The sequence below is a fragment of the Kluyvera ascorbata ATCC 33433 genome, assembly GCF_000735365.1.
GTDB lineage: Bacteria > Pseudomonadota > Gammaproteobacteria > Enterobacterales > Enterobacteriaceae > Kluyvera > Kluyvera ascorbata.
Window position 1 is genome coordinate 50,178 of sequence record NZ_JMPL01000007.1, and the last position, 12,649, is coordinate 62,826.

At 54.6% G+C, this 12,649-nt stretch carries 11 protein-coding genes and 1 tRNA gene; 2 read left to right on the plus strand and 10 right to left on the minus strand.

All coding sequences use genetic code 11. The features are described from left to right. Positions 1 to 11 precede the first annotated feature (11 nt). Complete coding sequence (locus tag GKAS_RS03640) at positions 12 to 2,147, minus strand: ornithine decarboxylase (RefSeq protein ID WP_035892052.1); 2,136 nt, start codon at positions 2,145 to 2,147, stop codon at positions 12 to 14. Between the two features lie 418 nt (positions 2,148 to 2,565). Here GKAS_RS03640 and GKAS_RS03645 point away from each other — a divergent pair, with 418 nt between their 5' ends. Both GKAS_RS03645 and GKAS_RS03650 read left to right on the plus strand, forming a co-directional pair. Continuing rightward, positions 2,566 to 3,273 carry a DUF554 domain-containing protein gene (locus tag GKAS_RS03645; protein WP_035892053.1) on the plus strand — a complete coding sequence of 236 codons (708 nt, stop codon included), beginning with the start codon at positions 2,566 to 2,568 and terminating at the stop codon, positions 3,271 to 3,273. Positions 3,274 to 3,378: 105 nt separating this feature from the next. Beyond that, positions 3,379 to 3,454: transfer RNA gene (locus GKAS_RS03650), tRNA-Phe, on the plus strand. 82 nt (positions 3,455 to 3,536) lie between these two features. On the opposite strand, the gene GKAS_RS03655 is transcribed toward GKAS_RS03650, so the two are convergent. From GKAS_RS03655 to GKAS_RS03695, 9 genes are all read right to left on the minus strand, one after another. Beyond that, entirely contained in the window at positions 3,537 to 4,442 is a 906-nt protein-coding gene (locus GKAS_RS03655) for a fimbrial protein (protein WP_035892054.1), read from the minus strand. Positions 4,443 to 4,458: 16 nt separating this feature from the next. Next, entirely contained in the window at positions 4,459 to 4,962 is a 504-nt protein-coding gene (gene fimG, locus GKAS_RS03660; protein ID WP_035892056.1) for a type 1 fimbrial minor subunit FimG, read from the minus strand. Between the two features lie 12 nt (positions 4,963 to 4,974). Next, positions 4,975 to 5,502, minus strand: a complete 528-nt coding sequence (gene fimF, locus GKAS_RS03665; RefSeq protein ID WP_035892057.1) for a type 1 fimbrial adaptor subunit FimF — start codon at positions 5,500 to 5,502, stop codon at positions 4,975 to 4,977. Positions 5,503 to 5,512: 10 nt separating this feature from the next. Then, on the minus strand, positions 5,513 to 8,113 hold the full coding sequence (locus GKAS_RS03670; RefSeq protein ID WP_035892058.1) for a fimbrial biogenesis usher protein: 2,601 nt from the start codon (positions 8,111 to 8,113) through the stop codon (positions 5,513 to 5,515). A 72-nt stretch (positions 8,114 to 8,185) separates the two neighbouring features. Next, positions 8,186 to 8,902 (minus strand): fimbria/pilus periplasmic chaperone, encoded by a 717-nt coding sequence (locus GKAS_RS03675; protein WP_081918521.1) that lies wholly within the window; start codon positions 8,900 to 8,902, stop codon positions 8,186 to 8,188. A gap of 17 nt (positions 8,903 to 8,919) precedes the next feature. Next, complete coding sequence (gene fimI, locus GKAS_RS03680; protein ID WP_035892062.1) at positions 8,920 to 9,459, minus strand: type 1 fimbrial minor subunit FimI; 540 nt, start codon at positions 9,457 to 9,459, stop codon at positions 8,920 to 8,922. Between the two features lie 69 nt (positions 9,460 to 9,528). Continuing rightward, on the minus strand, positions 9,529 to 10,080 hold the full coding sequence (gene fimA, locus GKAS_RS03685; protein WP_035892063.1) for a type 1 fimbrial major subunit FimA: 552 nt from the start codon (positions 10,078 to 10,080) through the stop codon (positions 9,529 to 9,531). A gap of 1,303 nt (positions 10,081 to 11,383) precedes the next feature. Beyond that, a complete protein-coding gene (locus GKAS_RS03690; protein ID WP_035892064.1) occupies positions 11,384 to 12,016 on the minus strand; it encodes a deoxynucleoside kinase in 633 nt (210 codons plus the stop codon). Between the two features lie 248 nt (positions 12,017 to 12,264). Continuing rightward, positions 12,265 to 12,606 carry a TehB family protein gene (locus tag GKAS_RS03695; RefSeq protein ID WP_035892065.1) on the minus strand — a complete coding sequence of 114 codons (342 nt, stop codon included), beginning with the start codon at positions 12,604 to 12,606 and terminating at the stop codon, positions 12,265 to 12,267. Between the last annotated feature and the right edge of the window lie 43 nt (positions 12,607 to 12,649).

A 12,649-nucleotide genomic window follows, 5' to 3' on the forward strand; every position in this document is an offset into this window, starting at 1 on the left:
AGGGGCCTGCTTTATTTCAGTACATAGCCGAACAATCGGCTGATACCGTCGGCATCCTTCTCGCTGTACACCCCCTGAAGCTCCGGCGAGAAGCCGGGCAGCAGGTTCACCCCTTCTTCCAGCGCCAGGAAGTAGCGCTGCACCGCGCCGCCCCAGATTTCCCCCGGCACCACGCACAGCACGCCCGGCGGGTACGGTAGCGCACCTTCGGCGGCAATACGCCCTTGTGCTTCGCTGATGCGCACCAGCTCCACGTTGCCGCGAATAAACTCGCTGTTGGCATCCTGCGGGTTCATCACTACCGCAGGCAGGCTGGCTTTGCGGAACATCGCCTTTTGCAAATCCTTCACGTCGAAACTGACGTACAGGTCGTGCATCTCCTGGCACAGTTCACGCAGGGTGTAGTCGCGATAGCGCACCGGGTATTTGTTATAGATGGTCGGCAGCACGTCGGCCAGCGGCGTGTCGTCTTCAATATGCTGTTCGAACTGGCCGAGCATCGCCACCAACTGCGCCATTTTCTCGGCGGATTCTGCTGGCGTCAGCAGGAAGAGGATCGAGTTGAGATCGCACTTCTCCGGCACGATGCCGTTCTCACGCAGGTAATGCGCAAGGATCGTCGCCGGAATACCGAACTCGGTGTATTCCCCGGTTTGTGCATCAATACCCGGCGTGGTCAGCAGCAGCTTACAGGGATCGACGAAGTATTGATCCTGCGCGTAGCCTTCAAAGCCGTGCCAACGTGCGCCTGGCGCAAAGCTAAAAAAGCGACGTTCACTGGCGATGGTTTTAGTTGGATGATCCTGCCACGGGCGACCGTCGACGATCGGCGGGATAAACGGCTGGATCATCTTGCAGTTCGCCACGATCGCTTTGCGCGCCTCAATGCCCAGCTCGACGCACTCCGCCCACAGTCGGCGGCCGCTCTCCCCTTCGTGAATTTTGGCGTTCACATCCAGTGCCGCAAACAGCGGGTAGAACGGGCTGGTTGAGGCGTGCAGCATGAAGGCGTTGTTCAACCGCTTGTGCGGGCAGAAGCGCGCCTGAGCACGAATGTGATTGTCTTTTTTGTGGATCTGCGAGGTTTGCGAGAACCCGGCCTGCTGTTTGTGCACCGATTGAGTGACAAAAATTCCCGGATCGTTTTCGTTAAGATCCAGCAGCAGCGGCGAGGTGTCCGCCATCATGTCGATAAACTGCTCGTAGCCTACCCACGCGGAATCAAACAGGATGTAGTCGCAGAGGTGGCCGATTTTATCCACCACCTGACGGGCGTTGTAAATCGTGCCGTCGTAGGTGCCAAGCTGAATAATCGCCAAACGGAACGGGCGCGCGTCATCGGCTTTCTCTGGTGCTACTTCGCGGATTTGCTCGCGCAGATAGCTATCGTCAAAACAGTGATCATCAATGCCGCCGATGAAGCCGAACGGGTTACGTGCCGCTTCCAGGTAAACCGGCGTCGCCCCGGCCTGGATCAGCGCGCCGTGGTGGTTAGATTTGTGGTTGTTGCGGTCGAACAGCACCAGGTCGCCGCGGGTGAGCAGCGCATTGGTCACCACCTTGTTAGCCGCTGAGGTGCCATTCAGCACAAAGTAGGTTTTATCGGCGTTAAACACCTTCGCCGCGAACTTCTGCGCGTGCTTGGCTGAGCCTTCGTGAATAAGCAGATCGCCGAGCTTCACGTCGGCGTTGCACATGTCGGCACGAAACACGTTCTCGCCAAAGAAGTCATAGAACTGACGTCCCGCTGGGTGTTTTTTAAAGAACGCGCCGTGCTGATGGCCTGGACAGGCAAAGGTACTGTTGCCCATCTCAACATACTGGGTCAGGGTGTCGAAGAACGGCGGCAGCAGGTCTTCCTCGTAACGAGAGGCCGCCGCTTCCAGCTCCAGCCACTCCTGCTCTTTTCCACTAATAACCGCATTCACGCCTTCTGGCGCGCTGATAGCGTCCGCCGTCAGCACGAAGACCGGCAGGTTAAAGCCGGTCCGTTTGAGTAATGCCAGGATGCCGCTGTGGCTGTCCGCCACCGTAATGACGACTGCTGCCACATCGGTAAAGTCGGTGCCGTCCAGCGCCACCACGCGACGATGGGTTGAGAGACGGGAAACCAGTTCGCGACTGGCAGCAATGTGCATTGATTTCATAAGCGCAACGACCCACTCAGGGAGAGTAAAAGCCCCGGACAAAGCCGCTGGCTTTGCCCCATAAAGCGTCTGGGTGCAACTGGGTTACAGCTCCGACCGCCAGACATCAGTAAAAGCAGACATGGTCTAATCTTACTGTTGTCCTGCAGTGAGCGTGCGTTGGCTTCACCGCATGGTGGGCAATGAGGAAGGGGCAGACCGTCGCGAGCAGGCGAAGTGGCATTGGCGATGTAATGGCAAAGATGTCATTGCAGGCGGCCCCGATTCAGAAAAGGAGAAAATTCGCGCAATCATGGCACCATTAGCCAAGGGGTGCAAGACGAAATTTTTATGCACTAATACCACGGAGAAACAAGCACTGAACCGATTAATCAGTTCATAATAATGCAGGACTTATCGATAAATAGCAGGAGTTAACGTGGTAATTGGTCCATTTATTAATGCCAGCGCGGTACTGGTTGGTGGTTTGCTCGGCGCGCTGCTCAGCCAGCGTTTACCCGAGCGCATTCGTGTCTCAATGACCTCGATTTTTGGTCTTGCCTCGTTGGGGATTGGCCTGCTGCTCGTTATCAAATGCGCCAATATGCCGGTGATGGTGCTCGCGACGCTGGTTGGTGCGCTGATTGGCGAGTTTTGCTTTCTGGAAAAAGGCATCAATAAAGCCGTTTCTAGCATACAAAAGCGGATGCTCAAGCCGGGCAAAAGCAGCCAGCATGAGAACTTTATTCAAAGCTTCGTGGCGATTATCGTGCTGTTCTGCGCCAGCGGAACGGGAATTTTTGGGTCAATGCATGAAGGCATGACCGGCGACCCGACCATTCTTATCGCCAAGTCGTTCCTCGATTTCTTCACCGCGATGATCTTTGCCTGTTCGCTCGGTTTTGCGGTCTGCGCCATCAGCGTGCCGATGCTTATCATCCAGCTCTCGCTGGCGTTCTGCGCATTCCTGATTCTGCCGCTGACCACCCCCGCCATGATGGCCGACTTCACCGCCGTCGGCGGTCTGCTGCTGCTGGCAACGGGCCTGCGCATCTGCGGAATTAAGATGTTTGCAGTGGTGAATATGCTGCCTGCGCTGCTGCTGGCGATGCCGATTTCTGCGGCCTGGACGGCGTTTTTTGCCTGACCTGGCGTGCAAAACGGGCAAAGTGGTGATAGATTGTGCAACTCGCCGCAAATTTTATAAATTTCGTTGACGAGTCGAGGCGATTACGGTTTAATGCGCCCCGTTGCCCGGATAGCTCAGTCGGTAGAGCAGGGGATTGAAAATCCCCGTGTCCTTGGTTCGATTCCGAGTCCGGGCACCACTATTTAAAGAACCCAGCCTATGGCTGGGTTTTTGCTTTTCTGCGTTTGCAACTTTCAAATATGGCTTCTTCTCTCTCTATCTCATTGATAAACAAACGTCACCCCAATAATCGACTGCACGTTCCCCGCCGTCACCTGACCGCTGGTTCGCGCGTAGTTGGCCGTTAACCCCAGGCTGACGGCGGAAGTCGCCACCGTGCCAAGCGACACCGTGCTGTTAGCCGGCAGCACGCTGCCGTTGCGCGTAAGCTGCACGCCAATCCCCTGTGCCGGTGAGGCCGAGGCGGTGTTGGTAAAGATAGAGTTCGCCGAATCCGCCGTCGTCCCTGAAAGGTAGTAACCCAGCTTTTGGCTCTGTGCGCAGTAAACCGTCAGCGGAATGGCCGTGGAGCCGGGATAATCCGGCAGCGTCACCGTCACATTACGTGCGGAGACGTCACAGCCCCCCGTCGGCACCACCACGTTGTTATTGGCGTAGATGTTCCAGACAAACTGGAAATCATCGCTGTTTTTGTTGTTAGTCTGACGCAGGATCAGCACCGCGATAAGCGTACCAGCGCTAATCGCCACGCCACCGGCGGAGCTAATTGGCGTCAGGTAAAGCACCGTAGGCCAAGGCTTGTCGGTTCTGGAGTTATAGATCAGGCGCGAGGTTTCGGTGGTGGTAGGAAACGGGTAGCTGGTCCCGTTGTATTTCACGGTGCCAGAGAAGCTCGACAGCACCCCGCCGTAGGCCGAGCCGCGCTGCAGCGTCACGTAGTCGGTGATGGTCTCCGGATAGTCATTATGGCAAAAAATCTGCGTCGAGAGATCGACCACCAGGTTTTGCCCGACGTTGACCGCGGGTGCGAGGTCCACGTAGACGTTGGCACTGCCGCCGCCAATGGGGATCGTCGTACCGTTGGCGGTCTTACAGGCAAACGACCAGGCGTTAAACGACCAGCTAGCCAGCAGCAGCGTCGTCAGTAAAGCTATCACGTTCTTCATTACTCTCTTCTCCTGGTCACGCGTAGGTATAGGTGACGTTGATGACCGTCTTAATGGTTCCCTGGGTCGCGCCACCGTTAACCGACAGTGCCCTCACCTTTAGCGGGAAGCGCGCGGACTGCGATGCTTCTTCCACTGTCACCGTCGTGGTCGCGCCGGTGTTCAGCGTATTTCCGCCGTCATCCTGTAGCTCAAGCTGGATGTTTTTGGCGGTCCCTTGGTTCTGGTAATAGCCGGTGGCATCCGCCGTGCCGCTAAAGCTGGCGATCACCCGCGACGTGCCGACCGGGCAGTTGCTGAGTTCAAGCGCCACGCTGTGCCACGCGGAGGCGGAACCAGCGGAAAGCAGGCTAAAGGTATAGAGGTCGCCAAGTTCGACGTTGGCGTTAGTGGTCGATACCGTGCACGGCTTCGCCACCACTTTGCCGTTAACGGTAATGGTGACATCGGCAGCCCATAGCGCCGGAGAGACCGCCGTCAGCGCTAACGCCCACAGCCAGCCGTAATAAAACCGTTTCATCTGCGCCTCCGCTTACTGAAATTCAAGAGTGAACGTCGCCGTGGCGTTAACGTGGCCGGGGGTGACCGGAACCTGCGTTGCCATCAGGCGGGCATAAAAATTCAGCGTATTAGTCTGGCCAGGCGTGAGCGTCGTCCACGCAATGGTCGATGACGTGGCGTTAAGCGGTAGCATGGTCTGCTGCCCATCGAGGATCTGAATCCCCATTCCTGCCGCAGCAGACGCGCCGTTGTCCAGCTTTAACAGGCTGGTATTGCCGTTATCCGCCACGCCGATAAACCCAACCTTCACGGCGGAAACCGCCCCGCCGCACGGCGAGAGCACAATGCGAAACGGTACGGCGGGCGTGGTTGCGCCAACGGCGTTGAACTGTTTGGCAGCGTTGTTCATCAGGTCGACGGTAAAGTCCTTCGACTCCCCCGCCACGGCGCAGCCGTTATCCCTGACGTTGCCGGTGATGGTTATCGTGCTATCCGCCGCCAGCGCGCAGGTAGCCGTCAGCGCAAAACACACGCTGAATACGTAAAAGGGGGTTCTCATTCTTCTGTCCTTAGCGGCACACGGCCGATAGCTGAATCAGCGTCTGTTCCTGGCTCTCATTCGGGATGCGGTAGTCCGCCACGCAGCGGGCATCGTCGCCTTCGCCCCATACCGCTTTAACCTTCCCGACGAGCGGCATCCCGCTCAGGTACACGAGGCCGTTATCCGCCACGATGCTGCTGTTCTGGCTGTCAGTCGACGTGACCATCGCACCAAACGGCACCATCTTGCCGTTGTGGGTCAGCGTCATTAACAGCTTCATCCCAACACGGGGTTTGAATTGCGCCCGCACAATCGCACCGTGGGTTGGCACCACATTGACCACCGCATCGTCTAAATCGACGTTATCGGCCAGTGAGTTGGTATCGAGCGCCACGCGGTTTTCCCGGTATTCAGTGGCGTACGGCAGGACGGCGTAGCCGCGCCAGTCGGTGCGCACCCCGGTCTGGTTTTCGACTCTGGTCCCTTCCGCACCCGGCGCGCTGACCAGCACAACCGTATCGTTCAGCGGTTGGCTCAGCGTCACCCCATTGGCATGCGCCAGCACGCCGCCGCTCATGCCGTAATAGAGCTGTTTCATGCCGTCGCTGTGGCTGTAACCGACGTTTGCGTTGCCATAGCCACCGCGATAGTTCAGCGCCGCATAGCCGGTGCCGCCGCTGCTGCCTTCCCCGCCGCTCGCGTAGCCGGTCTGCACGCTATAGCTCAGGTTGTTATCGTCCAGCAGCGTGCCGTACAGCCCGGCCAGGTTGCTCGTGCGACCGTTGAGATCGTCAGACATGCTGTAGCTGGCGCTGGCGTGACGCCAGACGGATTGGCTATCGGAACGCAGCCAATGGCTGAACGGAATGTTAACGTTCACGGCCAGCATCTGGTCACGCCCGTCCTGCCAGGCGTTTTTGGTCAAGCTGTAGCTCAGCGTCCAGTTGATGTCGTTGACGGCGGTATTTAAACCGGCCTGGAACTGTTCGTCCGTGTTATCGGTTCCCCAGTAGCTTTGGCGGCTACCGCTTAAATACAGGGTCGCCGTGCGCCCCAACTGTTGGGTAACGCTGACCTGCACTTTGCCGCGTTTGCTGTAGGCCAGGTTGTAGTAGTCGGTGAATTTCGGCTTCACGTAGACAGGCCCATCTTCGGTCACCACGCTATGGCCACTCATGCGCTGATAGGTGGTATCGGCAAAGCCGTAATAGCCCTGCGTGGAATAGCGATAGCCCACCAGCTGGATATTGGTGCCAAGATCGCTGAGCGACTTGTTATAGAGAAATCGTACCGACTGGCCCTGCTGTTGGCTGTCATCAGGCAGCGCGGCGTTGGCCTGGGTGATATCCACAGACAGCGCGCCCAGCTCACCCATATTTTTCCCGACACCGAGGTTAAAGGCGCGATAACGGTCCGCCAGCTGGGTGCCGCCATAAAGCGTCCATCCTGCCGGTAAACCGTGCATCAGCGTGCTTTGAAAGAACGTAGGATCTTCCTGGAGATCGTTGCCGCTGCGGTATTTCCCAGCGGTCAGCGCGTAGCGCGTGTGGCCTTCACGTTGCAATACAGGCACCGACGAGTACGGCACGGTGAAGCTCTGAACGCTGCCGTCCGCCTCTTTGATAGCCACCTGGAGATCGCCGCCGTTACCGGCCGCATAGAGATCGTTAATGGTGAAGGGGCCCGGTGGCACCGTGCTGTGATAAATCTCATAGCCGTTCTGTTTGATAGAGACCTGCGCCGTCCCGCGCGCAATACCGTGAATCACCGGCGCAAAGCCTTTTTGGCTGTCCGGCAGCATATTGTCATCGGACGCCAACTGTGCGCCGCGGAAGTTAATGCCGTCAAAAACGTCGCCGTTGGTGTAGCTGTCGCCAAGCGTCAAGCGCGAACGGAACGTGGTAATATCCCGCTCCAGCCAGGTGTTGACGTGCTGCCATTTATTCTCGCTCGACGAACCGCTGCTGTAGCTCCAGGTGCTGTTATCACGCAGCCGCCACGCGCCAACATTGAGCCCGCTTTGCAGGTTCAAGTAGGCGTACTGACTGCTGCCGCCGACGCGATTCTGGACGTTATTGCCGGTGAAGTTGTAGTTCAGCAGTCCGGCGGTAATCCCGTTATCCCACAGCTCCGGTGAAATATAGCCACGCGCCTGATTCCCCATAAAGGCCTGTGGAATGGTCAGATACAGGCGCTGCAAACCCACGTCTAAACGAACGGTCGCCTCTTTGATCATGGCCGTAAACGGGACGCAGGCGTCTGGCTCCAGCGCATCCATTCCCTTAATCGACGCCGTATTAAGCCCCATGTTGGCAAGCTGGCCGCGCGTCAGGCACGGCATCAAACCGTGGCCGTCTTCACCAGCGCTGAAGGTGACATCGCGACTCATCATAAAACCATCGTTCAGATAAATATCAACACGATAGGTGCCCGGTGGCAGCTCCTGCCCCTTCTCAAAGCTGGAGAGATCCGCAACGGCTGAGGGGTCGTCGGCCAGAAAGCGCGGGTTAAAATAGAGCTCCGCCTGAGCCAGAAAGACCGGTGATGCAAGCAAAGTCACAACGGAGAGTTGCGTCAGCCGTATGCGTCGGGCCTGCAAATGGTCGAGGCCAAATTTCAGATATGACATAGTCCCTCCGGTTCGACATCGCCCGGCTGTCTGTTCTTATTCTGTTCAAGGGATACGGGGAGTTCCCGTTGTTTAGCGCATCACGCCGATAACGCGCGGCGTCAGTGCACCGTAGTCATTGATGGTTCTGTAGGTAATCTCTGCGCCCGCATCATCCGGAATCTTCACGCTGGTTTCGCCCATAGGTGGAACCAATGCGTTATCCAGCACTCGAGTGCCCGCATTGAGTTCAGTCACCGTCAGATAGTACGGCGTAGGGTTGACCAGCGTGAGCTTGCCGGCGCTACGACGAAACGTCAGCTTTTCGCGAGCTTCTTCCGGCGGCATCGCCAGATTTGCCGGGCGGTAATAAAGCTTAATGCGGCTGATAATGGCCAGTTGCAGGGTGTTGTCGTTGAGCTTTGATTTGTCCATCGAGGGAATCGCTTTGACGTTCATCCAGAACAGACTTTCTCTATCCTGCGGCAACTGGTTATTTGAGGCGTCGAGGATACGCAGGGTATTCTCTTTTTTCCCCTGCATCGCAAACAGCGGCGGCGTCACCACAAAGCGCCCGTCTTTAGTACCCGCTGCGTTTTCCACCCATGACTGGATAAGGAAAGTGCCGTTCTCATCGGTATTGGTGACGGCCAGCTGAACCTGTTTTTGTCCCGCAGGGTAAATCACCCGGGTCGCGCCCAGCGCCACTCCCGCCTGCGCAGGAGAAACCAGTCCGGCTGCCATAAACAGCATTCCGAACACCATCATCAACGTTTTATTCATGTTTACCCTTGGTGTACTCACCGTCATATCCTGTGTCCGGTTAATTACTGATAAGTCAAAGCAAACCAGGCTTGCGCATTAGCCGTGCCGCCGACGACCTGACGGTCCGTTGAGCGGTACTTCGCTACAAAATGCAGCGTGTTCGCTCCATCGTTAAGCCGTACCCAACGACGGGGTTCCTGATTAAGAGGAATGAGCTCGCCTTGAGCATCAAACAGCGCAATGCCAATACCGGTCGCGATTCCCGCGCCCTCACCCACGGAGAGCACATCGGGGTCTTTACCACTCGCGACGCCCTGAAATGACACGCCAACGCGCTGGCTGACCTCGGTACTGCAATCTTCAAGATGGATATCAAAAGCGATCGGATTAGACTCTTCGCCTGCCGCATGAAAACGATGGCTGCTAACCTGCCCCATCTTTACCGTCATCAATCGGTCGCTCGCGGCAACGCTACAGGCCTCGGCAATAATGACGCCCTGAAAGCGCATACTTCCGCCGGGCACCGTGACGTTCCAGTGATTCCCAGCCTGAGCAACGGTCGGCAGCAAAGAAACCAACAGCCCCCATTTCATCCATTGCATACTTATTCCCTCCACCCCTTCGCGAATAACCGGGCCTTCCTGGCCCTGGTGGCATCCTTGCCGGACGAATTACTCGTACTGTACTTTGAAGGTCGCGTCGGCGTTCGCCGCACCCGCCGTTGCCGCGCCAGTAGCGTAGTAACGAGCCTGGAATGGAATGACGTTGGTGCCATCGTTCAGCGTGGTCGCGCTGCTGAAGGTTGCGCCATCCAATGCCAGCGGTTTGCCTTTGTTGTCGAGGATCTGAATCCCGACGTTAGTCGCGCCGCCGGAAGCTGAACCCTGCAGCGCCAGAACGGTGGTGTTGGTGGTATCAATCGCGGCACCGGAGAAAGCCACGGAGGCTTTCGTCGAAACGCTGGTATCGCAGTCGTTCAACTGGATGTTAAAGCCCACAGCAGAGCTGGTGCTGCCAGCGGTCGCCAGTTTTGCGGAGCGTACCTGACCCATCTGTACCGTCTGGTCGATAGAACCGGCATCAACGGCACAGGCCGCGTTAACCACTTCACCTTTGAAATGAACGGTACCGCCATTTACGGTCGTGGTATCCGCTGCTAATGCAGCCGTTGAAGCCATAGACAGTGCAGAGATAATGACCAGCGCAACCTTATTAATGCCCATAAAACCTACTCCTTATTAATAGAGAATCTTATTCTCATTTTGTTAAAAACAGCGGTGGTTGGTGATAGCAAAAATATCACCAGATACTTTTTCATTACTTAAGCGAAATTTCTTTTCTCACAGTAATAGTGCCATTGCTGACCACCAGCAATGGCACTACCACCGTCGATTGAGCTTAGAAATATCGAGATAAAAAGAGAGAGCCGCAGCATTATTTCCGCGTAAGCCAAACATCCTTTTTGTTTTCTGTCTCAAATAATAAATATGTTTTTCACTGAATCCTTCTAACTTATTTATTTGGGATACTGAATACCCTTCGCATAGGTAGCGAAAAACAATCAGCTCTTTCTCAGAGAAATCCCTCTGGTCATAAATAGATTTACTCGCTTTATACAGGCATGTATAAAGATCTGAAAACCCTATTTTTTCAGAGACTAACCAAGGGAAAGGTCCCTGAAAATCGTACCCGGAAGAAGCTTCCATCTTGTATAGCAGTACAATTCGACAACGAGAAGTCGGTGAAGCCAATAAACTAAGTATCCGATGTCGCTCTACAACATCTGAAATATAAACAACGAAGATATCTCGAACCGATGCGCGTAAGTAGCACTTCGACCGCAATTGCCGAGAGTGGATCGTTGAAACGTTGCCATCCTGGATAACATCATCATCCTGTAATGCCAAAAGAAAAAAACTGTTATCCGAGATAATACATTGTCTCATATATTACCCCAACGTCCTGTTCTGAGTTTTTATCTAATATTTGTTGTTCCTGATTCTATAAATCCGTTAGCTAAATTTCGGTTTAATTATATACACAGTGAATATATATCGCCAAAAACGATCAATTAATTATTATTGATAGTTATAATCAATTGATTTAATGAATATAGATCGTCTTAATCGATCAATTATTTAATAAAAACAAGAAGATCAATGAAATAGATAATCAAATTTTAGGATTTTTCTATTAATAAGATCTTACGCTTACCGGTACGCCCGCCATCAGATTTGTAATTTTATGTAAAGAGCGTGTTCAGATTCATAATTTAACTTATTTTTCACATTCATATAAATTGATCTAAATCAATTAACGAAGATGGAACAAAAATACATTTATTGACCCACGCCAAATTAAGCCAATAAATTTAGCCTATTAAGGGTAGTTATTGTCGTAATACCCCCCCTCAATGGGAGTATAGACGCTGCTTTGCAGCAAGGAGGAATAGAGAACGGCGGGAAATGATTGAGGACCTCAGGCGCAGCCTCCCTATAGGCGCTGCGCCGTGGAATAGATTTATCGTTACTTTTTCAGGCTTTCAATGACGGCATCTGCCAGCGTTTCCGGGCAGGCAAACCCTGACTCTACGCGATGCGTCAGCAATTTAGATCCGTACTGGCGGGTTATCTGCGGCAGGCAGGCATCGTGGAAGGCTTTAAGGTCGGCAAAATAGTCCAGCGTATATTCGCTCTCCCCCGCCCGCCCCCGCGCCATACAGGCGTTAAAGCATGACTCCACGTCCCGGTCGACATACACCACCAGGTCAATCTGCGGGTAGCGCTTCAGGTAATGCTTAATTTGATAGAAATAGGACATATAGCGAGCCGAAGGCTGTTCGGTCATCAGGAAGTTAACGTGGCAGAACACAATATCGCTAAACAGCGAACGCTCAATCACATAGTTACCGTCAGGAATATCCTGTAAAAGCGCCTGTCGACTGCGGGTAATATAAAGCTGGAATGCCACCCTCGCATCCGCATCGCGGGGATTTTCGACGAAGACCTGCAGCAGTTCGAGAAACACCGGGTCTTCATCCACCGGCTCTCGAATAACTTTCCAACTGGCGCCCGTTTTCTCGGATAGCGCCTGAGCCAGAGGATCAAGCAGCGTGGTTTTACCTGCGGCAATATTTGCCTCAATAGCAACAATCTTCATTTAGACACCCTGATGAATTAACGAATTGGCGCGGCGTCAGCAGGACGCTCCGTGTGGCTGGCGGGGCAGGCTGGCCCCTCACAGTATAGATATTCCTGATATTCGGCAGCGTGGAGTAAAGGTTGGTCGCGGCAGCACTCTTGCTCGCCGTAATCGACTCGCGTCGATGGGTTTGTGAAGAATGTCATCATGGCGTTTTACACTATTGGTAGAGCTTCCCCATCAACAATGATGGGGAAGCCGCAGAGTTAGGATTTTTTCGCGCTGTAGACTTCGTCGCCGGAGAATTCAGGTTCGGCCCAGAAGTTGATGTTGAACTGCGCATCATCGGTCATCTCGATACGGTGCCAGTACTGCGGCGGGCTGGTTGCAAAGCTACCGGCATTAATCACCACTTTAACCTCTGGCTCGGTGGCCTCGCCGTTGGCGAAACCGTAGTAGGTTACCGTCCCTTCCATGACGCAGAGCTGGCCAAAAATACCGGCAGCGGTGTTGTGGTGGCTGAGCAGTGCGGCAGGCACGTTGTCTTTAGTAAAGAACGGGGTGGAACGCTTGATGGTCCAGTTTTTTGGAATTCTGAGATGGCTCATAATGACCTCCGCTTCATAAGATGCATTTAAAATACATCTTTAA